Consider the following 23,794-nt stretch of genomic DNA (forward strand, 5'->3'; position numbering starts at 1 on the left):
GTACAGCCGGCGCAGCGGTGACCCGTACGTGAGCAGCGCGATCCGGTTGCCGATCCCGGGCGGCAACTGGAGGACTGCCGCGGCGAGCAGGACCGCGCCCCGGTACGAGCGAGCTGTCGGCTCAGGCCTCGGCCTGGTCCTCACGGAGGTTCTTCACCAGGTTCGGGTCGACCGGAACACCCGGGCCCATGGTGGTGGTGAGGATGACCTTGCGGAGGTACTTGCCCTTGGCCGCGGACGGCTTGGCACGCAGCACCTCGTCGAGCACCGCCGCGTAGTTGTCCACCAGCTGGGTCTCCGTGAAGGAGGCCTTGCCGATGATCAGGTGCAGGTTGGAGTGCTTGTCCACCCGGAAGGTGATCTTGCCGCCCTTGATGTCCTGCACCGCCTTGGTGACGTCCATGGTCACCGTGCCGGTCTTCGGGTTCGGCATGAGACCGCGCGGGCCCAGGATCCGCGCGATCCGGCCGATCTTGGCCATCTGGTCCGGCGTGGCGATCGCCGCGTCGAAGTCGAGCCAACCACCCTGGATGCGGGCGACCAGCTCGTCGGTGCCCACCTCGTCCGCACCCGCCGCGGCGGCCTCTTCGGCCTTCGCGCCACCGGCGAACACGATCACGCGGGCGGTCTTACCGGTGCCGTGCGGCAGGTTGACCGTGCCGCGGACCATCTGGTCCGCCTTGCGGGGGTCGACGCCGAGGCGCATGGCGACCTCGACCGTGGCGTCGAACTTGACGTTGGTGGTCTCCTTGGCCAGCTTCACGGCCTCGGAGGGGGTGTAGAGCTTCGACCGGTCGATGACGTCGGCGGCCTTGCGGTAGCTCTTGCTGCGCTGCATTGCTGATTACTCCTGTGGTCTCTGGCGGGCCGCTCGGCGCGGGCCCTCCCACGGTCGGGTCGTCGGCGAGGCCGAACGTCAGTCGCTGACGGTGATGCCCATCGACCGGGCGGTGCCGGCGATGATCTTCTCGGCCTGGTCCAGGTCGTTGGCGTTGAGGTCGGCCATCTTCTTCTCGGCGATCTCACGCAGCTGGGCGCGGCTCACCGAGCCGACCTTCTCGGCCTGCGGGACGCCCGAGCCCTTCTGCACACCGGCGGCCTTGATCAGCAGCCGGGCGGCAGGCGGGGTCTTCAGCACGAAGCTGAAGGACCGGTCCTCGAACACGCTGATCTCGGCGGGGACGATGTCGCCCCGCTGGGACTCGGTCTGCGCGTTGTAGGACTTGCAGAACTCCATGATGTTCACGCCGTGCTGGCCGAGCGCGGGGCCGACCGGCGGCGCCGGCGTGGCCTGGCCCGCCGGCAGCTGAAGCGTGAACGTCTTGACGAGCTTCTTCTTCGGAGGCATGTCACTTCCTGGGGCTTGGAGCTGGGAAAATGCGGCCGTCGCCGCCCTCGGGCGCGCACGGTCAGCGCGGTGCGACAGCGGCGACGTTCAAGAGTAGCGCAGGCCGCAGCCCGCTCGTCCGCCGAGGTCGAGCGGGAGGGCGTACGCCGACGTCGGCGGCGGGCCGGGCCCGCCGCCGACGACCGGTCAGATCTTGGCGACCTGGTTGAAGTTGAGCTCCACCGGGGTCTCCCGACCGAAGATCGACACCAGCACCTTGAGCTTCTGCTGGTCGGCGTTGATCTCGCTGATCGTGGCCGGCAGCGACGCGAACGCGCCGTCGGTGACGGTGACCGAGTCGCCGACCTCGAAGTCGAGGACCTTGATCTCCGGCTTGGCCTTCTTCTGCTCGGTCTCGACCGCCGGCGCCAGCCACTTCAGCACCTCGTCGAGCGAGAGCGGCGCCGGCCGGTCGGCCCGGTCGGTCGCGCCCACGAAGCCGGTCACGCCCGGGGTGTTGCGGACACACGAGTAGGACTCGGCGGTCAGCTCCATCCGGACGAGGATGTAGCCCGGGAAGACCTTGGCCTGGATCTGCGAACGCTTACCGTTCTTGACCTCGACCTCTTCCCGGGTCGGCACCTCGACCTGGTAGATGAAGTCCTCCATGTCGAGGCTCGTGATCCGGGTCTCGAGGTTGGTCTTCACCTTGTTCTCGTAACCGGCGTACGAGTGCACCACGTACCAGTCACCCGGGGCGTAGCGCAGCTTCTGCCGCAGCTCGGCGACCGGGTCGTACTCCTCGTCCGGCGCAGGCTCGGTGGTGGGGAACTCCGGCTCGCTGGCGGCCTCAACCGACTCGTCACCAGCCGCCGTCGCGACCGTGGACTGCTCGTCCACCGGTCCGGCGGTCTCGTCGTACTCAGGCACGCTCGCTCACTTCCGTCACTATCGGCTGGAGACAGCCGGTCAGTCCGAGTTGCCGAAGACGAACAACACGACCTTGGCGAAGCCGTAGTCCAGCACGCCCACGATCGTCAGCATCACCGCGACGAACGTGACCACCACGGCGGTGTACGTCAGCAACTCCTTGCGGGTCGGCCAGATGACCTTACGCAGTTCGGCAACGACCTCGCGGAAAAACCGGGCGATGCGGCCGAACACGCCCACCCGACCGGTTTCCGACCTCGTGGTCGGCCGGCTGTCCGCCGATTCCGCCCGGGCGCGGGACCGCGTCGCGGTGCCTCCCCGGGAAACCGGCTCGTCCGCGCCGGAGGCGTCGTCGTCGGCTACGTCGTCGACGATCTCGTCGTCCAGACGATCGTCGCCGGCGTCCTCGCCGCGCCGCTTGTTGTCGGCCACTTCGCCCTCCGTCGCGGAATCTCGGGTCGCACGCCGGGCGGCGTACGCGGCGCTGGTCACGCCGGCCGGGCCAAACCGTCCCGCGACGGGCCGCGGCCGGTGGATCAACCGGGGGCCCCGAATGCCTCGGAACCACCCCGCCGATGCCACCACCACGGGCCGGACGCCGCCTTGTCGGCGGCGCGACCCACGGGAACGGTCAGGCCTGAGGCGCAGGGGTGACAGGACTTGAACCTGCAGCCTGCGGTTTTGGAGACCGCTGCTCTGCCAATTGAGCTACACCCCTGTGCGGCAACACTCGCCCCACGCGGTCACAGACGACCGTGCAGGGGTCACTTGCCCCACGGCGGACCAGTGTACGGGTAGGCACCCGACTTTCCCAACCGGTCTCCCCGCCACGCGTGGCGGACCCGGTTCAGCGTGCAATCCGGATGGTCGCCCGGGCCTGCGAGAGCACCTTGTCCCCCAGACAGGTCGCGGTCACATCGAGCCGGGTGAGGCCGTCCTCGGTCACCTCACGGACCCGCGCGGTCACCTCGATCTCGGTCCCCTGGTCGTCGTCGGGGACCGCCACCGGCCGGGTGAACCGAACCCCGTACTCGACCACCGCGTCGGGCGCCCCGGCCCACTCGGCGACCGCCCGGCCGACCAGGGCCATCGTGAACATGCCGTGCGCGATCACTCCGGGCAGTCCCACCTTCGTGGCGACCCGGTCGCTCCAGTGGATCGGGTTGAAGTCACCCGAGGCGCCGGCGTAGCGGACCAGGTCCGCCCGGGTCACCCGGAACGTCTTGGCTGGCAGTTCCATCTCAGCCCTCCCCGCGGATGACGTACCGGGCCCAGACGGCGACGACCGGTTCCCCGGCGACAGTGCTCACGTCGGTGCGGGTGGTCAGGAAGCCGTGCCCGCCCCGGTTGCTGACGTCCTCGATGGTGTTGGTGCAGACCAGCTCGTCGCCCGCGACCACCGGCCGGGTGTACGCGAACCGCTGGTCGCCGTGCACCAGCCGGCTGTAGTCCACACCCAGGGCCGGGTCCTCGATGATCTGGCGGCTCGCCGCCATGGTGACGATCACCGGGAAGGTCGGCGGGGCGACCACGTCCGGGTGGCCCAGCGCCTGCGCCGCCACCGGGTCGTGGTGGGCCGCGTCGGTGGCGCCGATGGCCGTGGCGAACTCACGGATCTTTTCTCGGCCCACCTGGTAGGGGGCGGTCGGCGGATACGTCCGGCCGACGAAGGAAGGGTCCAGAGACATGCCGCGAACCTACACGGAAAGCACAATCGCCGATCTGGTCGGCAGGCGGCGGCTGAGCCGCGCCGTACCGGTCAGATCGGCGATTGGAAAGGCCTCGTCAACGGCCGGCGTGTGCCGGCCGGAGATCAGCGGGTCTCGCGGTGAACCGTGTGCCGGCCGTCGCGCGGGCAGAACTTCTTCAGCTCGATGCGGTCGGGGTCGTTCCGGCGGTTCTTGCGCGTGATGTAGTTGCGCTCCTTGCACTCCACACACGCCAAAGTGATCTTCGGCCGGACATCGGTAGCCTTCGCCACGGCGGAGTGCCTTCCTCGCTAACGGAAACAACTACGACGCGTCAGCCTAGACGCTGACTGCGCGGACATGCAAAGTGGGCGCCAGTGGCGCCCATCTCAACGACCACCGGGAACGAGCCCGGAAGACGAGAGTAGCGGTGGCCGGACTTGAACCGGCGACACAGCGATTATGAGCCGCTTGCTCTGCCATCTGAGCTACACCGCCGCGGTGGGTCCAGCTGAACCCTCGAGCCCCCTTACGGAATCGAACCGTAGACCTTCTCCTTACCATGGAGACGCTCTGCCGACTGAGCTAAGGGGGCCTGCGCGATCTCCCCGTGGGGCGCGCAGAAGTAGAATACACGGCACCGGTCGGCAGGTGAAATCGGATCCCCAGCGCCCGTGAATGCCCAGCTCAGGGCACCACGCGCAGGCGTGGAAGCTCCCCGCCGGAGATCGTCTCCGGGTCCGCCTGAGCACCGAACCAGGCGGCCAGTCGCTCGTACGGCAGCGGTCGACTGAACAGGAAGCCCTGGCCGATCTCGCACCCGATGTCCTGAAGGAGCTCCAGGGTCAACTCGCTCTCCACACCCTCGGCGACCACCGCCAGGCCGAACTGCTGGGAGAGCGTCACCACCGCGTTCACGATCGCCAGGTCCCCGGGGTCGGTCGCCATGCCCTGCACGAAGGACCGGTCCACCTTCACCTCGTGCACCGGCAGCCGGCGCAGGTGGGCGAGCGAGGAGTCACCGGTGCCGAAGTCGTCCACCGACAGCCGGACGCCGAGATCCCGGAGCCGACGCAGCGTCGGGATGGGCCGGTCCGTGCCGTCCAGGACCCCCGACTCGGTGATCTCCAGGGTGAGGCGCTGCGCCGGCACCCCGTACTCGGTCAGCAGCTCCTGCACCCGGTCCGGGAAGTGCTGGTCGGTGAGCGTGCGGGCGGCGAGGTTCACCGCGATGGGCAGCGGCTGGTTGGCCTCGGCCCAGTCCCGGCTGCGCCGCAGACCCTCGCGGAGCACCACCTCGGTGAGCCGACTCAACTGGCCGGTGTGCGCGGCAACCGCCACGAAGTCCTCGGGAGCTACGGTGCCGTGCGTCGGGTGCTCCCACCGGGCCAGGCACTCGACGCCGACCAGACGTCGGTCCCGCAGGGTCACCTTGGGCTGGAAGTAGACCTCCAGCTCGTTCTGGTCCAACGCCTGACGCAGGTCACCGGCGAGACCCAGCCGGCGCAACGACCGGGATTCCAGGCCCGGGTTGAACAACTGCACGCTGCCCGGCATCGACTTGGCGGCGTTCGCCGCCAGATCGACACGGAGCAGCAGGGTCGCGGCATCGCTGCCATGATCCGGGTGTACGGCGACCCCGACGGCCGTGTTCACGTCGAGGGTGAGCGCGTCGAAGACCATCTCGTCGCGGATCTGGTCGCGCAGTTGACCGGCCAGTTCCAGTGCCGCGTCGGCGTTCTCCAGACGCAGGGTCACCAGGAACTCGTCCCCACCGACGCGACCCACCAGGGCCGACGACGGGGCACTGGCCCGCAACCGGTTGGCGACCTCGACGAGGACCTTGTCCCCCGCCGCGTGGCCGAGGGACTCGTTGACCTGGCGCAGCCCGTCCACGTCGAAGAGCAGCAGCGCCACCACCTCGCCGGGCAGGCGGATCTTGAACGACTCGTCCAGCGCCCCGATGATCCGCCGCCGGTTGGGCAGACGCGTCAGGGTGTCGTGGTACGCGTCGTGCCGCAGCCGGTCGACCAGGCGGGAATTCTCCAGGGCGACCGCGGCCTGCGCACCCACCGTCTCGAAGAGGGGTATGTCGTTACGGACGAAGTAGTTGCTGTCGCCGAGACGATTGGCGACCTCCAGCGTGCCGATCACCGCCTGACCCGAACGGAGCGGGATCACGATCGCATCCTTGACCCGCTCCGCCGACAGGTCGGCACGAAGCTCGGCGTCGGTCGTCACTCCACGGCCGACAGCGACGGTACGGCCCTTGTCCCGGGCCCGTTGCCGCAGAGCCGCCGGGGTCCTGGCGACATCGAGCAGACCCGGCTGGTCGTTACGGGCCGTCAAGAGCACCTCTGGGTGGCGCCCCTGCTCGGGAAGCCAGAGCGTGGCGTACTCGGCCTGCATCAGCGCTCGTACGCGGCCGAGGAGCGCGTCCACCAGAGTGCCGTCCTGGCCGCTCCCGGCCACCGCCCGGCTCAACTCGTACATGTCGGTGAGAGTGCGGTGCTGCCGGAAGAACTGCGCGTACGAGCGGTAGACGAGGGCCAACGCGGCGACCAGCGCGGCCAACAGCAGAAGGGACCACCACGTCGTCTCGATCAGGATCAGGACGACGATTCCGCTGGCGATGTTGATGGCCGCCGCCAGCAGGGCCGGCGGATACGTGCGGAATGCCTCGCGGCCGGCCTGCCACCCCTGCAACAGGCTGTGCACGCCGGCCACCGAGATGATGCTCACCAGGTTGACCATGCTGGCGGCCGCGAAGAGCGACAGCCAGGCACCCGGGCCCACTCCCTGCACCGGCGGAAGCGCCTGGAGGACGAGGACGGCCAGCGAGGATCCCGCAGCGGCCCGGGCCACGTTGAACCAGAACTTGGTGGCGCCGAAGCGGTGCCGGAGGTGAGTGATGACGGCAGCGAGGGTGTAGATGGTGACGACCGTGAGCGGCCGCACCAGATAGAAGGCGAGAACCAGCGGGATCTCGGTGAGGGTCACGCCGACGGACTGGCGCCGAACCGTGAAGTTCAGGACCGGCAGCCCGGCGGCCACCATCGCGAGCAGGAGAGCCGACGCCAACGGCCAGTCCCCGAAGGGCTCCGGGGCGACCAGCCCAACGATCGTCGAACAGACGACGGCAAGGAACGCCATCGGCCCGGTGATCAACCAGGCGTGCTCCGTCGAGCGGAACCCAGCGCGGCCTCGACCCGCCATGCCCCACCCCCTCACGAGCCCCGCCGGATCACATCATCGGGTTTCGCTTGGTCAGCGGAAGGCGGGCATGTTCCAGATGACGTCCATGGTCTGCGCGTTCCCGTTGCCGAGAACGTCGCCGACGAAGACGCCACCAGCGATAGCGGCGAGGACAAAAAATGAGCCAAGCAGCCGGCCCAGCGTTCGACCAGACATGGTTGCTCCTGTCGGGGAAGCGTCACAGGGATGGTGGAGGTTCCACGATCGTGCCACACGCTCAGTACCCAGAAAAGCGGTGCGGGCCCGCCCCGCCCAGGCGGTGACAACATCGCACCGTTCGGGCACTCAGCCTCGATACGACGCGCCAGATCAGGACCTCTCCCTGCGCTATCGGCAGTTCGCCCAGCGCCTGATGCGACCTTCAGCACAATTCGCCCGGAGGCACACGAGGCCCCCCAGGCGACGGCGCAGGTCACTCGCCGTGACTGTCCATGACGGACCGCCATCATCAACCCTCGCCGGCGCGGACATCGACCACCATACCCGGTCTCGATACCTACACAAGGGCCACACAGACGCAAGGCCGCGCGTACACGAGGACGCGACAGGAACGTCGACGAGCCGGGGGCAACCCCTGGGTCGCCCGCCGTCAGTCAATGTCGCTGCCGCCGGGACGGCACGTCGGGGCCCGGCCCCAGGCCCACGGCCGCCAGGCCGGGACGTCAGGGCTTTCAAAGAGGTACGGCAGCACAGGAAGGGAGCAGGACGTGGCGCCAGATCGCCACAACCGTTTCGGTGACGCGGCAGCCGCCCGGGGCCACTTCATCTCGACGTACGCGCGGCTGTGCGCGTACCAGGTGGTGGGGTTCTTGGTTTCTGGCCTCGGGGACCGGGCGGCCGGTGTCCGGGTCGAAGGGCTCCCCCGCGTTGAGGTAGTCATCGTGCGGTCGCCGTCGTCCGGACTGGTTGGCCCCGGCGCCGTGCTTATCGAGCACCGGAGCACGTCCGGACGAGACGACGTGATCGCTCGCCCCAGCGAGGAGGCGGTACCGCTGTTCTGGCGATTCATGATCGAAAAGTTCGGCGTTGCGCCGACGCGGTGAGACAGCCTGCCGTCGTCGGATGATCCCGAGGACCCGGGCCAACCGGGCCCCTTCCCGCTCGCGACAACTGCGGCTTTCTCGTCAACCGGCGAGCACCAGAACGCATCGTCGCCGCCGCAGAAGAGCCGTCAGCGCAAGATCGACCTGCCCACCATCTGCCCGCCCACAATCAGTCGTCAACGGCCGGACCCGGCTAGATCAACGACAACGGCCCCCGATCAGCATCTCTGCTGGTCAGGGGCCGTGTCTGCACCTGGTGGCGGGTAGAGGATTCGAACCTCTGTAGCTTTCGCGACGGATTTACAGTCCGCTCCCATTGGCCGCTCGGGCAACCCGCCAGGGCACCCCACCGCGTCGTAACGCGGCGGCGGAAGCAAGGATAGCGGCTCACCCCGGGACCGACGCAACCGGGTACGGTCAGAGGGTCGTGCCGCTGGTCGGCGGCCGACGGCACGCCCAGACCGCCCGACAGCAGGAGCAGAAGCATGCCAGCGAACCCGTCATTCGACATCGTGAGCAAGGTCGACCGCCAGGAGGTCGACAACGCCCTTCGCCAGGCGGAGAAGGAGCTCTCGACGCGGTTCGACTTCCGCGGCACGGGCGCGGAGATCTCCTGGTCGGGTGAGGAGGCGATCGGCCTCCAGGCGGAGACCGAGGAGCGGGTGCGTGCCGCCCTGGACGTTTTCAAGGAGAAGCTGGTCAAGCGGAACATCTCGTTGAAGTCGCTGGACGCCGGCGAGGCACGCCCGTCCGGCAAGGTGTTCAAGATCGACTGCAAGGTGATCCAGGGCATCGAGACGGACAAGGCCAAGGCGATCAGCAAGAAGATCCGCGACGAGGGCCCCAAGGGCGTTCAGGCGCAGATCCAGGGCGATCAGCTGCGCGTGACCGGCAAGAAGCGGGACGACCTCCAGGCGGTCATCTCGCTGCTCAAGGGCGAGGACTTCGGCGTCGCTCTCCAGTTCACCAACTACCGGTAAGGCGAAGCGACCGGGCGGGCCACGTTCCTCGGCCTGCCCACCACCGTCGCTGATCAGGCTGAGCCGGCGGTGAGTCCCTCGACGACGAGAGCCTGGACACCACGGAGCACGGCCGCCTCCTGCTCGTGCCCCACGCTGGCGGCGACAGCGGCCCAGTGCGCGGCGCACTCGGCGGCCAGCGCCCAGTCTCCGCGGGACAGGTGGGCGACGATCTCCTCGTCGTCCGGGGGCCAGTCTCCGGAGCCGGCGACGTCGGGCACCCAGTGGGCGATCTGGTCCCATCCTGCTCTGCGGATCCCGCTCGCCGCTGAGACGATCTGGCGAGGATCACCGTTCTCGGCCGCGACGCTGATCTCGCTGTCGAGCGCTCCGTCCAGGTGGCGCCACTGACGCGTGGTCATGCGCAGGCTGACCACCTTCTCCGGCTGGTCCATCCAGCCATCATCGTCGAACTCGGTCCGCGTCGGGCTCCCCGCTCACCGCTGCGGCGGCAGCCCAGGTCAGCGGACGACGGTGTACCAGTGCGCGGTCTCGCCCGGGATGGGCGTCAACCGCACCCGCTCGCCGCCCGGGTCGTCGAACATGTGCACCCCGTCGCCGAGCAGCACCGGTGCGAAGAAGATCAGGATCTCGTCGAGCAGGCCGGCCCGGAGGCACTGCTTGGCGACGTCCGCGCCGAGGACGTTCACGTACTTGTCGCCGGCGGCCTCCTTGGCCTGGGCGACGGCGCTGTGCAGGTCGCCGACGAACGTGATGTCTGCGGGTGGGTCGGCGGGCGGTTGGTGGGTCAGCACGACCACCGGTCCGTGGTACCGGCCGCCGAACGCGCCCTCGCTGTCGGTGCCACGGTTCGGGTCGTCGCCGCCGAAGGTGCGGTTGCCGGCCAGGATGGCGCCGACGTTGGCCAGGACGCGGTCCGCCGTCGGGTTGTCGATCGTGAGGTGCTCGGTCAGCCAGGACATGTCGCCGCCGGGGCCGGCGATGTAGCCGTCGAGCGACGCGGTCGCGGAGTAGAGCAGCTTGGCCATTGTTCCCCCTGTCGAAGGTCGGTCTGGGACACATCCGACCTTGGCAGAAGGCACCGACAACCGCCGGAACCGCGGGAGAGGGGTCAGACCGGGACGGGGTCTTCGGCGCGTACCGCCGAGGCTTCTGCCCGGGCGATGGGCCCGGCGGGCAGCGCGGCGACCGCGGCCCCGACGGCCACCGCCACCCCGGCGAAGACGAAGGCCCACGGCACGCCCCCGGCGTAGTCCACGATCAGGCCGGCCACCGCGCCGCCGGCGGCGCTCGCCCCCACGGCAACGGTGACGACCCAGGTGTACGCCTCGTTCAGCATGCCGGCCGGGGCGATCCGGCCGACCAGCGTGTTCTCCAGAGTCAGTGCCGGCGCGATGGTGGCCCCACCGACGACCAGGGCCACGCCCAGCGCGAGCGGCGTGGGCATCACCGCGAACACCACGAAGGTGCCGGCCAGCGCGGCGAGCAGCAGGGCGAACTGGCGGGTCATGTTCGGCGCCGGCCGACGGACGCCGAACCAGAAGCCGCCGATCGCGCTGCCGACCCCCCAGACCGCCAGCAGCAGCCCGGCCAGGCTCTCCGGATCGTCGGTGGTGGCGTTGCCGGCGTACGCCGGAACGATCACACCGGCGGCGCCGAAGGCGATGCCCAGCCCGGCCACGCAGACAAGCAGGGCCGGAAAGCCGCCGACCCGCAGCGGACCGAGCCCACGGGCGTGGTGTTCGCGCGGGTGCGGACGCCACCCGCGCATCACGCGACCGAGGGCGACGGCGGTGGTGCCCACCAGGGTGACGACCGCTGCCCCGATCAGCGCGGCGGCCGCGTCGGCGACCAGCACGAAGCCGGCAACGAGCAGCGGGCCGAGCACGAACACGATCTCGAACAGTGAGGTCTCCGCTGCCAGGGCGGTGTTGCGCAGGGCGTACCGGCCGGAGGCGGGGCTGGTCAGCTCGTTCCAGGCGCCGCGGATGGCGGCGGTGAGCGGCGGGTACGTCGCACCGGCGACGCCCGCCGTCAGGTAGATGGCGGCAAGGGCGTCGTCGCCCAGGCGGCTGGCCAGCAGCAGACCGATGAGCGCCAGCGGGTGGGCCACGGCGGTGACGAGCAGCACCGGGCTCGGGCCGACCCGGTCGGCGATCCGCCCGGCCACCGGGCTGAGCGCGGCGCCGGCGACGGCGTAGATGCCGCCGGCGACGGCGGCCAGCGCGTACCGGCCGGTCATCTGCTCGACCACCAGCAGCAGCGCCAGTGGCGTCATACCGATGCCGAGTCGCCCGATGATGCCGGTGACCAGCAGGATCGGCGCACCGGGGATCCGCCAGACACCCAGGTACTGGCGCAGTGCGGCCACGGGGGTACACCTCCGCTGGGACAGGTAACGGGTAGAAGCCCTGTCGACCCTAACTCCCGAGCTCAGGCCATGGATGGTCGATCCGCTCACACCAGCGCGGAGGTCGGGACTGACCGAGCGGTCACAAAGGGGGTAGGTTGCTGATCGAATTGGGTCCATACGCCGGCACCGCACGATGAGGCAGGAGGTCCGATGTCGGGGACTACCACCGCACCTCTGCGAGTCGAGATCTATTCCCTGTATGGCGACGCCAGACCCAGTGAAGCCGCCTCGCCCAGCCTGCGCGGCTCCCTGCCCGCCCGGGCCGTCCAACAGTGCCCGCCGGTCGCCGCCGCCTCGGGACTCGGCTGGTACGTCTACCCGCCAGCCGACTTCGCGCTGCGTTGGGACGGGCAGGACACCGAGTGGACCCTGCTGACGGAGAACGAGCCGACCCAGTGGCGTTCGCTCGCCGGCGGTTACGACGGGAAGCTGCCCGACGCGGCCGACCAGTTGCAGGCGGCGCCGGAGCAGTTCCGCGGCGACCTGGACATCTTCGACAGGTATGGCGCCAGCATCCCGTTCCTCGACGCCGACCCGCGCGCCGCCAACACAGTGGAGCTGGTCACCGGCGTGGTCGCGCGTACCTCCCCGGGCTGGTGCCTCATGGCCCGGGGCGTGCCGAACTGGCCCGCCCAGCGCGGCCTCCAGCTGTACGAGGGCGTAGTGGAGACCGACTGGTACACCTCGTTGCTGCCCACCATCCTGCGACTCACCGAGGCGGGGCAGGTGGTGCGCTTCTACCGGAACATCCCTCTCATGTGCCTGCAACCTGTGCACCGTTCGACGCTGGAGGCCTTCCGCAACGCCGAACTCGTCACGGGGGAAGGGCTGCCGGCGTGGCCGGAGGACGTCTGGTCGGACTTCGTGGCGCTGCGCCGCCGCCGCCAGGACCCGGAGATCCGCAGCAGCTACCGCCGGGAACAGTCCCGCCGGGTCCGGGAGAACGCCAACTATCAGCCGATCGGGGTAACGGAAGCGGACCAGCCAACCTGATGCCCACAACCGACGAGCAGCTCACGCCGCCCCCCGGTTACCGGGCACTGTTCCGGCATCCGGTCGCCTCGCGACTGGTCATCGCCCGGGGCATCTCGGAGCTGGGGGACTTCATAGGCTTGGCCGCACTGCTGCTGCTCGCCTACGACCAGACGAACTCCGTCCTCGGGCCAGCCGCGGTCTACGCCGCCCGCACCCTGCCCGCCCTGCTGGTCGCCACTGTCTTCAGCGGCTGGCTGGACGTTCCGGCCCGGCGTACCCTCCTGGTCTGGCTGTCAGTCGCCGGCGCGGCGCTGATCGCCGTGCCCGCGGTGGTCCCCCAGCCGGTCCCGGCAATCGTGGCGGCCGGCCTGCTCGGTGCCGTACGGGCCGCGTACGCGAGTGTCAACGTGGCCGTCGCCGCCGAGGCGGTGGACGCTCCGCTGCGGCTGCCGTTGTTCGGCCTCAGCGCCTTCGCCAACCAGTCGGGCCAGGTGGTCGGCCTGCTCGCGGGCGCAAGCCTGACCGTGGCCCTCGGATCCCGGGTGGCGCTCCTGGTCGACCTCGCCTCGTTCCTGATCGCCGCGGTAGTCCTGGCCGGACTGCCGAAGCGCCCCCACCGGGTACGCGGCAGGCGTCCACCGGCGACGGCGGGCATCCGGATCATCGCCGGCCATCCCGTGCTGCGGGGCGTCGCCCTGCTCACCCTGGCCACGGTGCTGTCCGGCGCGCTGCCGGAGACCCTCGCTCCCGACCTGGCCGCCGGGGCGTGGCGTCCCGCAGTGCTGGCGGCGTCGGCGCTGGGCGGGGCGGTCTTCGTCCTGGTGGTGGGCCGGTCCGGCTGGCTGGGTCGGCTGGCCGGCCAGGTGGCGGTCGCCGCGATGCTGGCCGGCGCGCTGCTGCTGACCGGTGTGCTGGTAGCCGTCGACGCGCCGCTGTGGGCGCTGACCGTGGGCAACGCGTTGATCGGCGCGGGCGGCGGCTGGTTGATCGGGGCGCAGGCCACGTTCGCCCGGATGGCCCCTCCGGAACGGATGGGGCAGGTCGAGGCGACGATCGTCGCGGCGAACATCGTCACCTCGGGGATCGGCATCTTCCTGCTGGGGAGCGTGGCCGCCGTGCTCTCGCCCGCCGCGTCGTACCTCACCGCGGGCGTGGTCCTGCTCGCCGTCGTGCTGCTGACCCGTCCGGACCGGCTGCCCGCACCGGAGTGACCCGGAGACGACTCCACCCGCGTCCGTGCGGGGACGCGGGTGGAGCACGGCGTGCGGCGGGTCAGCGCTGGAACTGCACGGGCCCCGAGTTGGCGGCCATCCGCTCCAGGCGGGCGACCCGGTCCTCCATCTTGGGGTGGGTGGAGAAGAGGGCGGCCACCGCGCCACCGGCGAACGGGTTGGCGATCATCAGGTGGGCGGTGCTGGTGAGCGTGCCCTGGGCGGGCAGCGGGCGTCGCCGGGCCACCGCGTCGATCTTGCGCAGGGCGCTGGCCAGGGCCAGCGGGTCCCGGCTCAGCTCGGCGCCCGACTGGTCGGCCTGGAACTCACGGCTGCGGCTGATCGCCAGCTGGATCACGGTGGCCGCGATCGGGCCGAGGATCAGGGTCAGCAGCAGGACGGCCGGGTTGGGCGAATCCTCGTCGTCCCCACCGCCCAGCGGGATGAACCAGGCGATGTTGGCCAGGAAGGTGATGATGCCGGCCAGACCGGCGGCCACGCTGGAGATCAGGATGTCCCGGTTGTAGACGTGGGACAGCTCGTGCCCGATCACACCCCGAAGCTCCCGGTAATCCAGGATCTCGGTGATGCCCTGGGTCACGCAGACCGCCGCGTGCTGCGGGTTACGCCCGGTGGCGAACGCGTTGGGCTGGGCGGTCGGGCTGACGTACAGGCGCGGCATGGGCTGCCGGGCCTCGGTCGCCAGTTCGCGCACCATCCGGTACAGCTCGGGGAACTGCGCCTCGCTGACCGGTTGCGCCCGCATCGAGCGCAGCGCGAGCTTGTCGGAGTAGAAGTAGGAAATGCCGTTCATGACCAGTGAGATGAGGACGGCGATGACCAGGCCGCCACTGCCGCCGAACCAGTAGCCCACCGCGAGGATCAGGGCGGTGAGCAGACCGAGCAGCGCGGCGGTCTTCAGACGGTTGTGGTGCACGATCTCTCCTTCGGTGCACGGATCGCCGGGATCCGCTGACCGGTTCAACAACCCGGTACCCGTCAACCATCCGTCTCAACGCTGAGAATTGACTGAGACTGGAGTCGCAGGTCAGCGGGCGGCGAGATCCAGCACCAGCTGCGGGGCGAAGCCGAGCACCACGGCGGCCACCGTGGCCACCGCCAGCACCGCCGCCACCACACCCCCCAGCGGCACGGCCGGCGCCGCGCCACCCGACGTCGCCGTCGGCGCCCACAGCGCGGCCGTGACCCGCAGGTAGTACGCCAGGCCGATCACCGCGTTCAGCGCCACCACGAGCGCCAGCCAGGCCGCGCCGCCGTCCAGCAGCGACCGGACCACTGTCACCTTCGCGAACAGCCCGGCCAGGCCCGGCGGCAACCCGGCCAGACCCACCAGCGCGAGACCGAGCGCCGCGCCCCGCCACGGGTGCCGCCGGGCCGCCCCGCGCAGGTCGTCAAGCGTGCCGCCGTCCGCACCCACCGGGCGGAGCGCGGTCACCCCGGCGAACGCGGCCAACTCCAACACCACGAAGAAGACGGTGTACGCCACGGCGGCGGCGTACGCGGCGGACCGCGCCTCGCCCGTGCGGCCGTCGGCCAGCGCCAACGCGCCCAGCGGGGCCAGGATGTAACCGGCCTGCGCCACCGAGGACCAGGCGAGCAGCCGGACGGTACGCCGCTGACGCAGCGCCACGAGGTTGCCGACGGTCATCGTGAGCACGGCCAGCAGGGCGAGCACCGGGCCGGTCTGGTCGGCCGGCAGCGCCCGCTGCACCACGGCCAGCAACGCGACGAGGCCACCCAGCTTCGACGCCGTCGACAGGTACGCGGCCACCGGCAGCGGGGCGCCGTCGTAGGTGGCCGGCGCCCAGGCGTGGAACGGCACCGCCGCCACCTTGAAGGCCAGCCCGAGCAGCAGCAGCGCCCCGGCCGCGGTGGTCAGCGGCAGGTCGCGCAGCTCCGCCCGCTCGGCCAGCAGAGCACCGAGCCGATCCAGGTGCAGCGAACCGGTCACCGCGTACAGCAGCGCCGCGCCGAGCAGGGTGACAGTGGTGGCCACCACGCTCACGACGAAGAACGTCACCGCAGCCTCGGCGCTGGCCAGGCTGCCCCGGCGCAGGCCGACCAGCACGTACAGCGGCAGGGTCAGCGTCTCCAGGGCCACGATCAGGGTGATCAGATCGCCGGCCGCGCCGAGCACCACACCGCCGGTCATCGAGCAGGCGAGCAGGAAGGCGTACTCCCCCACCGGCGACCGCCCGGCCCGCAGCGCCGGCACCGACAGCCCGAGCACACCCAGGGTGAGCAGCGCCACCACGGCGGCGACCACTGCCGCCCGCCCGCCGAAGACCCAGGAGCAGTCGCCGCCGACGCAGAAGGTGCGCCGCTCGCCGCCCGCCCCGACCACCGCGGCGCCGACCGCGGTGCCGAGCGCGCCGAGCGCGGCCACCGCGACAGTGGCCCGAGGTCGCGCCACCACAAGATCAATGATCAGCACGAGTACGGCGGTGCCGGCCGCCAGGTACGCCGGCAGCAACGCCACGCTGTCCACGCTCTGCACGGCGCTCATCAGGCCCTGCCTTCGTTCGCGTCCACCCGCTGCGCCGCGCTCATCGGGAGACCACCCCGATCAGGGCGTCGACGGGCGCCTCGGCGACGCCGAGGACCAGCGCCGGAACCAGGCCGATGGCCAGCGCGAGCAGCACCAGCGGCGCCCACGCGGTCAACTCCGCGCCGGCCAGACCCGCCCCGACCCGACCCACCGCGGGGCTCGGCCGGCCGTGGGTGACCTGGCGCAACAACCGCAGGAAGTACGCCGCCGTGAGCGCGCCACCGACCGCTGCCAGCACCCCGAGGGTGATCCACAGCGGACCGCCCACCTGGAGCGCCGCGACCACCGCGAACGCCTCCCCCCAGAAGCCGGCCAGCCCGGGCAGGCCGAGCGACGCGATCGCCGCGAACGCCAGCAGGCCCGCCAGCCGTGGCGCGGTCTCCCGCAGCCCGGACAGCTCGGCGAGCGCGCCCGTGCCGGTACGGTCCTTCACGGCACCCGCCAGGAAGAACAGCAGGCCGGTGATCACACCGTGCGCGACGTTGCCGATCAGCGCCGCCTGGATGCCGGTGGCGGTCAGCGTGGCGACGCCCAGCAGGACGAAACCCATGTGCCCCACGCTGGAGTACGCGATGAGCCGCTTCACGTCGGACTGGGCGAGGCAGACCAGCGAACCGATCAGGATCGCGGCGACCGCCAGCACCCCGAGCACCGGCGCGGCCCAGCGGGCGCCCTCGGGCGCCACCCCCACCGCCACCCGGATCAGCCCGTACGTGCCCATCTTGAGCAGCACACCCGCCAGCACGACGCTGCCCACCGTCGGGGCCTGCGTGTGCGCGTCGGGCAGCCAGGAGTGCAGCGGCCAGAGTGGGCTCTTCACCGCGAACGCGAGCGCGAGCAACGTGAACGCCGCCAACTGGGTGCCCCGGGACAGCCCGCCCCCACCGGTCAACGCGACCACGTCGGCGGTGCCCGCCGCGGCGACCACGACATACACGCCGACCAGCAGCAGCACCGACCCGAAGAGGGTGTAGAGCGCGAACTTGCGGGCCGCCCGCCGCCGGTCCGCCCCACCCCAGCCGGCGATGATCGCGTACATCGGCAGCAGGACGACCTCGAAGAAGAGGAAGAACAGCACCAGGTCCAGGGCGAGGAACGTGCCGAGGATGCCCACCTCGACCACCAGCAGCAGAGCCGCCAACGCCCGGCCGCTGCCGCCGTCCGGCACCCGCCACACCGTGTACGCGCAGCAGAGCAGGGTCAGCAGCGCGGTCAGCACCACCAGCGGCCAGGAGATGCCGTCGACGCCGAGGTGGAAGCGCAGATCCAGGCCGGGCACCCAGGGCAGGTCCACCTGGTGCCACGGACGCACCGCGGGCGTACCGGCCGACCAGGCGAACCATCCGCGCCCACCGAACACCAGCGGCACGGCAGCCAGCAGGGTCAGCGCCGCAGCGATCGTCCCGATGATCCGTGCGGCCCGGTCCCGGGGAGTCGCCGCCACCGCGACCGCGCCCACCGCCGGCACCACCAGCACGGCGACAAGCAGAACCTGCCCAAACGTCATCGGGTAACTCCCAGCACGGCGGCGGCCAGGCCGATCAGAAGGGCGCCGGCCAGGACGCCGGCGGCGGCTCGGGGCAGCGCCGCCCGGTGCAGCGCGGCGAGCCCGGCGCCCAGGCCGGAGGCAGCCCGGCCGCTGCCCTCGACGGCGCCGTCGACCACCACCTCGTCGCCGCTGCGCGCGAGGCGGGCCAGCGCCCGGACGGGGCGTACGACAAGGGTGTGCTGGACGTCGTCGAGCCGGAACGCGCGGGCGAAGACCGGCCGCAGCGGACCCAGCGCGGTCGCCGGATCGGCGGCCCGGTCGCGCTGCCAGCGCACCCACACCAACCCCGCGCCGACCGCCAGCAGACCCAGCGGCAGCAGCAGCGCCGGCCCGACGTGGACCAGGCCGTCCTCCGCACCGGCGACCGGCACGGTGGCGAACCGCAGCCGGTCGGCGAACGCGCCCACGAACCCGGCCAGGCCGAGCAGCGCGGCCGGCACGGCCAACAGCAGCACCGGCCACCGCAGCACCGCCGGCGGATCGTGCGGCGTGACCAGCGGCAGCCGGGGCTCGCCGAAGAAGGCCCGCAGCAGCAGCCGGCCCGCGTACCAGGCGGTGATCGCCACACCGAGCAACCCGGCCAGCCAGACCAGCCAACCCACCCACGACGGCGCCGGCCCGGTGCCCTCCAGCGCGGCCGACTCGGCGACCGTCAACACGCCGTCCTTGCTCCAGAAGCCGGCCAGCGGCGGCACACCGGCGAGGGCCCCGAGGCCGATCACGGTGCACCAGAACGTCACAGGCATGCTGCGCCGCAGACCACCCATCTCCGACATCAGCGTGGTGCCCACGGCGTGGATCACCGCGCCGGCGGCGAGGAACAGCAACGCCTTGAACGCGGCGTGGGTGAGCAGGTGGAACAGCGCCGCCGACGGTGAGCCGACGGCCAGCGCGCCGGTCATGTAGCCGAGCTGGGACACGGTCGACCAGGCCAGCACCCGCTTGATGTCGTCCTGGGCGGTGGCGGCGAGCGCCCCGAGCAGCAGGGTGATCGCGCCGAGCACCCCGAGCACCGTCAACGTGACCGGAGCCGCCGTGAACAGCGGGTAGAGGCGGGTCACCGCGTACACCCCGGCGGCCACCATCGTCGCGGCGTGGATCAGCGCGGAGATCGGCGTCGGGCCGGCCATCGCGTCCGGCAACCAGGTGTGCAGCGGGAACTGCGCGCTCTTGCCGGCCACCCCGGCCAGCAGCAACAGGCCGGCGGCGGTCAGGGTCGCGCCGGAGTGGTCGTGCGCGAGCACGTCGGCGATCCGGAAGCTGCCCGTCGACACGCCGAGCAGCGCGATGCCGAGCAGGAAGCCGACGTCACCCACACGGGTCACCAGGAACGCCTTCATCGCGGCGGCCGGTGCGCCCGCGAGCCGGCGGTCGTGGGCGATGAGCAGGTACGAGCAGAGGCCCATCACCTCCCAGCCGACCAGCAGCATGATCAGGTCGCCGGAGACCACCACGAGCAGCATCGCGCCGGTGAAGAGGCTGATCTGGGCGGCGTACGGCGGGTAGCGGTGGTCGACGTCGACGTCGTCGTGGGGGCCGCGCCGCAGATAGCCGATCGAGTAGACCTGCACGGCCAGGGCTACCGCGGCGACCGCGACGGCGACCAGCGCGGCCGCGCCGTCCAGGCGTACGCCGAGGGTCACCCGCAGCCCGCCGATGTCGACCCAGGTCGTCGACGTCTGTGTCGGACCGTCGACCGTCACCAGCAGGGCGACGGCCAACGCCAGCGCGCCGGCGGCACCGGCCACGCCGATCGTCACGGCCGCCGTGCGCGCCCGGTCACCGCCGGCCGCTCCGCCCGGGCGACGTGGGGCCGGCGGCAGCAGCAGACCGAGCAGGCCGGCAACCAGCGGTACGGCGGGCAGCGCCGCCCCGAGCAGCCCGGTCACCGAGCCGCCTCCGCGCTCTGGCCGACGGGCCGCGCGGGCACCGGCGGCTCGGTCAACGCCACGTCATCCACCGCCACCGTGGCCCGCAGGCGGTAGAGCTGAAGGACGATCGCCAGCCCCACCCCGATCTCCGCGGCGGCGAGCACGATGACGAACAGCGCGAAGACCTGACCGGAGTGCGGCAGCACCGCGCGGACCGTGGTGTCCGCCGTGACCAGGATGAGGTTCACCGCGTTGAGCATCAACTCGACAGCCATCAGCACCAGCACGGCGTTGCGTCGGCGCAGCACGCCGTACACGCCGAGGCCGAACAGCAGCGCCGCGGTGACGTACGGGATGACGGGCCTCACCGACGCCCCCCGGAGGTCAAGCTCCCCGCCGACGCCTCGGCGTCGTCGCCGCGCCGGCCGATGTCCGGACGGGACAGCACCACCGCGCCCACCAGGGCGGACAGCAAGAGTACGGAGAGCACCTCGAACGGCAGCACCCAGGAGGTGAAGATCTGCTCGCCCAGCCGCTCGGCCGTGCCCGCGCCGGGCATCGTGACGGTGCTCCAGCGGTAGGCGTCGACCAGCAGGACGCTCAACCCCAGGCCGGCACCGCCACCGATCAGCGCGGCGGGCCAGCCGGGCCGGTCCAGATCGTCGGAGGCTCCGATCGGGGCCCGCGTCAACATCACCGCGAACAACAGCAGCACCACCACCGCGCCCACATAGATCAACACCTGCACCCAGGCGACCAGCTCGGCGCCGAGCACCAGATAGTCGCCGGCCAACGCGCCCAAGCAGACCACCAGGTAGAGCCCTGCCCGGACCAGCTGCTTCGTGGTCACCACCAGCACGCCGGCGCCCACCGCGACCGCGCCCAGGGCGAGCAGCAGCAGATCCGCGCCGGTCACCGGGCCGCCCTTTCGCCGGGTCGGGCCGTCACCACGTGTCCCGTCACGATCTGTCCCCTCACGACGCGGGACCCGGGTCGGCGTCGGGGCGTACCGCGGGTGGGATCGAACGCGCGGCCTTGCGCGCCGCCGCGGTCTCCTCCTTGGCCGGCTCGCCGTTCGGGTCGTGCGCCGGCGGCGGTGGAACCGTGGCCATCCACTGACCGAGGTGGTCCTTGTCGTGCAGCAGGTCCTTGATGTCGTACTCGGCGTACTCGAACTCGGGAGACCAGTAGAGCGCGTCGAACGGGCAGACCTCGATGCAGATGCCGCAGTACATGCAGAGCGAGAAGTCGATGTCGAACTTGTCGAGCACGTTGCGCTGGCGGGGGCGGGCCGCGCCGGGCACCGCCACCTCCTCCTTGTGGGAGTCGATGTAGATGCACCAGTCCGGGCACTCGCGGGCGCAGAGCATGCAGACCGTGCAGTTCTCCTCCGACAGCGCGATCACTCCGCGCGAGCGCGGCGGCAGCTCGGGGGCGACGTCCGGGTACTGCTGCGTGGTCGAGCGGCTGGTCATCGTCTTGAGGGTGACCGCCAGCCCCTTGACCAGGCCCGCGCCGGGCAGGCCGCGCTCGATGGCGCCGCCCGTCGGATCGCCGTGCTCGCTGGAGTCGGTCATGTGGACCATCCTGCCCTGTGGCCCCGGCGCGCGCGACCACCACCCACAGGTCCACGGCGCTACGGTGGTCGCGGGGAGAACGACGCACCTGGAAGGACCCGCCATGACCGCCGCGCTGCAGAGCGACTACCCGCCCGAGAGCGGATGGACGACTGACGATCTGGATGCGCTGCCCGAGGACGGCCGCCGCCGGGAACTGCTCGATGGCGTGCTGCTGATGTCCCCCTCCTCCACCCGTACCCACCAGAGCATCGCTGGCCGGCTGATGGCCGCGCTCGACGAGGACTGCCCCGACGGCTACGACGTCACCCAGGCGGTCGAGGTGCGGATCAACCGCACCCGATCGTTCATCCCCGACGTGCTGATCACCACGGCCGACGCGGCGGCGCGCGAGCCGTCGAGGTACGAGCCGCACGAGGTGGTCGTCGCCATCGAGATCGTCTCGCCGAGCACCCGCTCGATCGACCGGGTGTTGAAACCGGCGCTGTACGCCCAGGCCGGCATCCCGTTCTACTGGCGGATCGAGACCGAGGGTGGCGGGTTGGAGGTCGTGACCTACCGGATCGACGCGGTGAACGAGGTCTACGCCGAGACGGGGCGGTGGACGAAGTTCGTCGACACCGGCGAACCGTTCCCGATCAACCTGCCGATCAGCCGGATCACGCCCCGGGTCCGTTGACGACCGTCGGTGGGAGCATCTCGACGCCGAGCTGCTGGAGCAGCTGGAACAGTTCGTTGCAGCTCCACACCTCGACGATCCGGCCCGCCGTGTCGAAGCGCAGGAACGTCGCCCCGGAGTAGCTGACGACCTGGCCGGTCGGCGGCACCGGCCCGAACTGCCCGGCGTGGGTGCCGGCCGCCCGCCAGTGCACGGCCACCCGCTCGCCGGCGGCGACCACGTCGACGATCTTATAGCGCAGGTCCGGGAAGGCCGCCCGCCGCTCGCGGTGCCAGGCCAGTGTCGCCTCCGGGCCGGTCCCACCCAGGCCGGGGCACTCCTCGGCGATCAACTCGTGGGCCGACTCCTCCCGGCGGGCGTTCCACACGTCGGCGATGAAGCGCCGGGCCGCCGCCTCCACATCCGTCATGCCGGCAGGGTATCCGGGCGGGCCGGACCCGAGCCGGGCCAGGTTGAGCCGCACCGCACGGCCGGACCGAAGATCCGCGAGGATGAGACGGAGGCGGCAACAGACCGGAGGATGACGTGGGCGAGGAAACAGGCGGGAAGTACGTCGAGCCGGGTGGCGAGTTCACCCGGGACCAGCGGTACATCGCCACCCGGATCACCGCGGACGGGCGGGACGGCTACCCGGTCGAGCCGGGCCGGTACCGGCTGGCGGTCAGCCGAGCCTGCCCGTGGGCCAACCGCCTGATCATCGTGCGACGGCTGCTCGGCCTGGAGGACGCCATCTCGATGGCGGTGGCCGGCCCGACCCACGACGCCCGGAGCTGGACCTTCGACCTCGACCCGGGTGGGCGGGACCCGGTGCTCGGCATCGAGCGCCTCCAGGAGGCGTTCTTCAAACGCTTCCCCGACTACGACCGCGGCATCACCGTGCCGGCGATGATCGACGTGCCGACCGGGCAAGTGGTGACCAACGACTACGCGCAGATGAGCCTGGACCTGTCCACCCAGTGGACCGCGTACCACCGCGACGGCGCCCCCCAGCTCTATCCCGAGCACCTGCGGGAGCAGATCGACGAGGTCAACGACGTGGTGTTCCGCGACGTCAACAACGGCGTCTACCGGTGCGGCTTCGCGGGCAGCCAGGAGGCGTACGACAAGGCGTACCACCGGCTGTTCGACCGGCTGGACTGGTTGACCGAGCGGCTGACCGACCAGCGGTACCTGGTCGGTGACACCATCACCGAGGCCGACGTGCGGCTGTTCACCACGCTGGTCCGCTTCGACCCGGTCTATCACGGTCACTTCAAGTGCAACCGGCAGAAGCTGAGCGAGATGCCGGTGCTGTGGGCGTACGCCCGGGACCTGTTCCAGACCCCCGGGTTCGGCGACACCATCGACTTCGACCACATCAAGCGGCACTACTACGAGGTGCACCGGGACATCAACCCGACCGGAGTCGTGCCGCTCGGCCCCGACCTGTCCAACTGGGTCACCCCGCACGGCCGTGAAGCGCTCGGCGGCCGCCCCTTCGGCGACGGCACCCCACCCCCACCCCCGGCCGAGCCGGTCGACCCGGCGCACACCCCGCTGCGCTGACCCCCTCCCGCGCCGGCCGCAGTCCCGCGCGGGCGGCCGGCCTCGTCGATCATGGACTTGTGGTGCCCGGTTCAGGAATAGACAGGTGTTTTGTCACCCACCACAACTCCATGATCGACGCGGGCGGCGGGGCGGCGGGCGGCGGGCGGCGGGGCGCGGCGGGCGGCAGGCGGCGGGGCGCG

At 71.2% G+C, this 23,794-nt stretch carries 26 protein-coding genes and 4 tRNA genes; 6 read left to right on the forward strand and 24 right to left on the reverse strand.

From position 1 onward, the window contains the following. Positions 1-121 precede the first annotated feature (121 nt). The 12 genes from rplA to AB0B39_RS32425 all read right to left on the reverse strand — a co-directional run bounded on the left by rplA (position 122) and on the right by AB0B39_RS32425 (position 7,356). Positions 122-838 carry a 50S ribosomal protein L1 gene (gene rplA / locus AB0B39_RS32370; protein WP_234583444.1) on the reverse strand — a complete coding sequence of 239 codons (717 nt, stop codon included), beginning with the start codon at positions 836-838 and terminating at the stop codon, positions 122-124. 78 nt (positions 839-916) lie between these two features. Then, positions 917-1,348 carry a 50S ribosomal protein L11 gene (rplK, locus tag AB0B39_RS32375; protein WP_007465329.1) on the reverse strand — a complete coding sequence of 144 codons (432 nt, stop codon included), beginning with the start codon at positions 1,346-1,348 and terminating at the stop codon, positions 917-919. A 186-nt stretch (positions 1,349-1,534) separates the two neighbouring features. Continuing rightward, entirely contained in the window at positions 1,535-2,257 is a 723-nt protein-coding gene (gene nusG, locus AB0B39_RS32380; RefSeq protein ID WP_234583445.1) for a transcription termination/antitermination protein NusG, read from the reverse strand. Positions 2,258-2,296: 39 nt separating this feature from the next. Beyond that, positions 2,297-2,689: a preprotein translocase subunit SecE gene (secE, locus tag AB0B39_RS32385; RefSeq protein WP_234583446.1), complete on the reverse strand. Its 393-nt coding sequence runs from the start codon at positions 2,687-2,689 to the stop codon at positions 2,297-2,299. A 213-nt stretch (positions 2,690-2,902) separates the two neighbouring features. Continuing rightward, positions 2,903-2,975: transfer RNA gene (locus AB0B39_RS32390), tRNA-Trp, on the reverse strand. Between the two features lie 129 nt (positions 2,976-3,104). Then, positions 3,105-3,497 carry a MaoC family dehydratase gene (locus AB0B39_RS32395; RefSeq protein WP_357494506.1) on the reverse strand — a complete coding sequence of 131 codons (393 nt, stop codon included), beginning with the start codon at positions 3,495-3,497 and terminating at the stop codon, positions 3,105-3,107. Between the two features lies 1 nt (position 3,498). Further along, positions 3,499-3,945, reverse strand: coding sequence for a MaoC family dehydratase N-terminal domain-containing protein (locus tag AB0B39_RS32400; protein WP_007465337.1), 447 nt, complete (start codon positions 3,943-3,945; stop codon positions 3,499-3,501). 125 nt (positions 3,946-4,070) lie between these two features. After that, complete coding sequence (rpmG, locus tag AB0B39_RS32405; RefSeq protein ID WP_007073056.1) at positions 4,071-4,238, reverse strand: 50S ribosomal protein L33; 168 nt, start codon at positions 4,236-4,238, stop codon at positions 4,071-4,073. Positions 4,239-4,370: 132 nt separating this feature from the next. Then, positions 4,371-4,443 (reverse strand) — tRNA-Met (locus tag AB0B39_RS32410). A gap of 24 nt (positions 4,444-4,467) precedes the next feature. Beyond that, positions 4,468-4,540 (reverse strand) — tRNA-Thr (locus AB0B39_RS32415). Positions 4,541-4,632: 92 nt separating this feature from the next. Then, the gene (locus AB0B39_RS32420; RefSeq protein ID WP_357576180.1) at positions 4,633-7,161 is read right to left on the reverse strand and encodes a bifunctional diguanylate cyclase/phosphodiesterase; all 2,529 of its coding nucleotides are present in this window, start codon (positions 7,159-7,161) and stop codon (positions 4,633-4,635) included. A gap of 51 nt (positions 7,162-7,212) precedes the next feature. Next, positions 7,213-7,356, reverse strand: coding sequence for a hypothetical protein (locus AB0B39_RS32425; RefSeq protein ID WP_357494510.1), 144 nt, complete (start codon positions 7,354-7,356; stop codon positions 7,213-7,215). Between the two features lie 551 nt (positions 7,357-7,907). On the opposite strand from AB0B39_RS32425, the gene AB0B39_RS32430 reads away from it, so the two are divergent. Beyond that, entirely contained in the window at positions 7,908-8,243 is a 336-nt protein-coding gene (locus AB0B39_RS32430) for a hypothetical protein (protein WP_357576181.1), read from the forward strand. A 254-nt stretch (positions 8,244-8,497) separates the two neighbouring features. On the opposite strand, the gene AB0B39_RS32435 is transcribed toward AB0B39_RS32430, so the two are convergent. Then, a tRNA-Tyr gene (locus AB0B39_RS32435) sits at positions 8,498-8,581 on the reverse strand. Between the two features lie 147 nt (positions 8,582-8,728). On the opposite strand from AB0B39_RS32435, the gene AB0B39_RS32440 reads away from it, so the two are divergent. After that, positions 8,729-9,223: a YajQ family cyclic di-GMP-binding protein gene (locus AB0B39_RS32440; protein WP_007465350.1), complete on the forward strand. Its 495-nt coding sequence runs from the start codon at positions 8,729-8,731 to the stop codon at positions 9,221-9,223. 53 nt (positions 9,224-9,276) lie between these two features. On the opposite strand, the gene AB0B39_RS32445 is transcribed toward AB0B39_RS32440, so the two are convergent. From AB0B39_RS32445 to AB0B39_RS32455, 3 genes are all read right to left on the reverse strand, one after another. Next, positions 9,277-9,657, reverse strand: coding sequence for a hypothetical protein (locus AB0B39_RS32445; RefSeq protein ID WP_357576182.1), 381 nt, complete (start codon positions 9,655-9,657; stop codon positions 9,277-9,279). Positions 9,658-9,723: 66 nt separating this feature from the next. Next, positions 9,724-10,251: a dihydrofolate reductase family protein gene (locus AB0B39_RS32450; RefSeq protein WP_234583465.1), complete on the reverse strand. Its 528-nt coding sequence runs from the start codon at positions 10,249-10,251 to the stop codon at positions 9,724-9,726. Positions 10,252-10,334: 83 nt separating this feature from the next. Further along, on the reverse strand, positions 10,335-11,594 hold the full coding sequence (locus tag AB0B39_RS32455) for an MFS transporter (RefSeq protein ID WP_357494524.1): 1,260 nt from the start codon (positions 11,592-11,594) through the stop codon (positions 10,335-10,337). Between the two features lie 192 nt (positions 11,595-11,786). Here AB0B39_RS32455 and AB0B39_RS32460 point away from each other — a divergent pair, with 192 nt between their 5' ends. Both AB0B39_RS32460 and AB0B39_RS32465 read left to right on the forward strand, forming a co-directional pair. Then, a complete protein-coding gene (locus AB0B39_RS32460) occupies positions 11,787-12,629 on the forward strand; it encodes a DUF6065 family protein (RefSeq protein WP_357576183.1) in 843 nt (280 codons plus the stop codon). After that, positions 12,629-13,822, forward strand: a complete 1,194-nt coding sequence (locus AB0B39_RS32465) for a hypothetical protein (RefSeq protein ID WP_357494528.1) — start codon at positions 12,629-12,631, stop codon at positions 13,820-13,822. Before AB0B39_RS32460 ends, AB0B39_RS32465 begins: the two co-directional genes overlap by 1 nt. 61 nt (positions 13,823-13,883) lie before the next feature. Here the strand turns inward: AB0B39_RS32465 and htpX are convergent, their stop codons facing one another. The 7 genes from htpX to AB0B39_RS32500 all read right to left on the reverse strand — a co-directional run bounded on the left by htpX (position 13,884) and on the right by AB0B39_RS32500 (position 21,397). After that, entirely contained in the window at positions 13,884-14,759 is an 876-nt protein-coding gene (htpX, locus tag AB0B39_RS32470) for a zinc metalloprotease HtpX (protein ID WP_234583469.1), read from the reverse strand. Between the two features lie 111 nt (positions 14,760-14,870). Then, positions 14,871-16,349, reverse strand: a complete 1,479-nt coding sequence (locus AB0B39_RS32475; protein ID WP_357576184.1) for a proton-conducting transporter membrane subunit — start codon at positions 16,347-16,349, stop codon at positions 14,871-14,873. A gap of 40 nt (positions 16,350-16,389) precedes the next feature. After that, positions 16,390-17,898, reverse strand: a complete 1,509-nt coding sequence (locus tag AB0B39_RS32480; protein ID WP_357576185.1) for an NADH-quinone oxidoreductase subunit M — start codon at positions 17,896-17,898, stop codon at positions 16,390-16,392. Next, positions 17,895-19,829, reverse strand: a complete 1,935-nt coding sequence (locus AB0B39_RS32485; RefSeq protein ID WP_357576186.1) for an NADH-quinone oxidoreductase subunit L — start codon at positions 19,827-19,829, stop codon at positions 17,895-17,897. Before AB0B39_RS32485 ends, AB0B39_RS32480 begins: the two co-directional genes overlap by 4 nt. Beyond that, positions 19,826-20,179, reverse strand: a complete 354-nt coding sequence (nuoK, locus tag AB0B39_RS32490; protein ID WP_234583473.1) for an NADH-quinone oxidoreductase subunit NuoK — start codon at positions 20,177-20,179, stop codon at positions 19,826-19,828. Before nuoK ends, AB0B39_RS32485 begins: the two co-directional genes overlap by 4 nt. Further along, positions 20,176-20,727 carry an NADH-quinone oxidoreductase subunit J gene (locus AB0B39_RS32495; RefSeq protein ID WP_234583474.1) on the reverse strand — a complete coding sequence of 184 codons (552 nt, stop codon included), beginning with the start codon at positions 20,725-20,727 and terminating at the stop codon, positions 20,176-20,178. The genes nuoK and AB0B39_RS32495 overlap by 4 nt, the downstream gene beginning before the upstream one ends. 58 nt (positions 20,728-20,785) lie before the next feature. After that, the gene (locus tag AB0B39_RS32500; protein WP_357494538.1) at positions 20,786-21,397 is read right to left on the reverse strand and encodes an NADH-quinone oxidoreductase subunit I; all 612 of its coding nucleotides are present in this window, start codon (positions 21,395-21,397) and stop codon (positions 20,786-20,788) included. A gap of 94 nt (positions 21,398-21,491) precedes the next feature. Here AB0B39_RS32500 and AB0B39_RS32505 point away from each other — a divergent pair, with 94 nt between their 5' ends. Then, positions 21,492-22,067: a Uma2 family endonuclease gene (locus tag AB0B39_RS32505; protein WP_357576187.1), complete on the forward strand. Its 576-nt coding sequence runs from the start codon at positions 21,492-21,494 to the stop codon at positions 22,065-22,067. Here AB0B39_RS32505 and AB0B39_RS32510 read toward each other — a convergent pair. Further along, on the reverse strand, positions 22,048-22,476 hold the full coding sequence (locus tag AB0B39_RS32510; protein WP_357576188.1) for an ester cyclase: 429 nt from the start codon (positions 22,474-22,476) through the stop codon (positions 22,048-22,050). The two genes, AB0B39_RS32505 and AB0B39_RS32510, sit on opposite strands and share 20 nt — an antisense overlap. A 116-nt stretch (positions 22,477-22,592) precedes the next feature. Here AB0B39_RS32510 and AB0B39_RS32515 point away from each other — a divergent pair, with 116 nt between their 5' ends. Beyond that, positions 22,593-23,612, forward strand: a complete 1,020-nt coding sequence (locus AB0B39_RS32515) for a glutathione S-transferase C-terminal domain-containing protein (protein WP_357576189.1) — start codon at positions 22,593-22,595, stop codon at positions 23,610-23,612. Positions 23,613-23,794 lie beyond the last annotated feature (182 nt).

The organism is Micromonospora sp. NPDC049114 (assembly GCF_040648635.1).
Lineage (GTDB): Bacteria > Actinomycetota > Actinomycetes > Mycobacteriales > Micromonosporaceae > Micromonospora.

Coding starts and splice junctions, on each gene's coding strand:
- rplA (WP_234583444.1), bottom strand. CDS start 838: ATGCAGCGCAGCAAGAGCTACCGCAAGGCCGCCGACGTCATCGACCGG.
- rplK (WP_007465329.1), bottom strand. CDS start 1,348: ATGCCTCCGAAGAAGAAGCTCGTCAAGACGTTCACGCTTCAGCTGCCG.
- AB0B39_RS32395 (WP_357494506.1), bottom strand. CDS start 3,497: ATGGAACTGCCAGCCAAGACGTTCCGGGTGACCCGGGCGGACCTGGTC.
- AB0B39_RS32400 (WP_007465337.1), bottom strand. CDS start 3,945: ATGTCTCTGGACCCTTCCTTCGTCGGCCGGACGTATCCGCCGACCGCC.
- AB0B39_RS32420 (WP_357576180.1), bottom strand. CDS start 7,161: ATGGCGGGTCGAGGCCGCGCTGGGTTCCGCTCGACGGAGCACGCCTGG.
- AB0B39_RS32425 (WP_357494510.1), bottom strand. CDS start 7,356: ATGTCTGGTCGAACGCTGGGCCGGCTGCTTGGCTCATTTTTTGTCCTC.
- AB0B39_RS32440 (WP_007465350.1), top strand. CDS start 8,729: ATGCCAGCGAACCCGTCATTCGACATCGTGAGCAAGGTCGACCGCCAG.
- AB0B39_RS32445 (WP_357576182.1), bottom strand. CDS start 9,657: ATGGACCAGCCGGAGAAGGTGGTCAGCCTGCGCATGACCACGCGTCAG.
- AB0B39_RS32450 (WP_234583465.1), bottom strand. CDS start 10,251: ATGGCCAAGCTGCTCTACTCCGCGACCGCGTCGCTCGACGGCTACATC.
- AB0B39_RS32460 (WP_357576183.1), top strand. CDS start 11,787: ATGTCGGGGACTACCACCGCACCTCTGCGAGTCGAGATCTATTCCCTG.
- AB0B39_RS32465 (WP_357494528.1), top strand. CDS start 12,629: ATGCCCACAACCGACGAGCAGCTCACGCCGCCCCCCGGTTACCGGGCA.
- AB0B39_RS32475 (WP_357576184.1), bottom strand. CDS start 16,349: ATGAGCGCCGTGCAGAGCGTGGACAGCGTGGCGTTGCTGCCGGCGTAC.
- AB0B39_RS32480 (WP_357576185.1), bottom strand. CDS start 17,898: ATGACGTTTGGGCAGGTTCTGCTTGTCGCCGTGCTGGTGGTGCCGGCG.
- AB0B39_RS32500 (WP_357494538.1), bottom strand. CDS start 21,397: ATGGTCCACATGACCGACTCCAGCGAGCACGGCGATCCGACGGGCGGC.
- AB0B39_RS32505 (WP_357576187.1), top strand. CDS start 21,492: ATGACCGCCGCGCTGCAGAGCGACTACCCGCCCGAGAGCGGATGGACG.
- AB0B39_RS32510 (WP_357576188.1), bottom strand. CDS start 22,476: ATGACGGATGTGGAGGCGGCGGCCCGGCGCTTCATCGCCGACGTGTGG.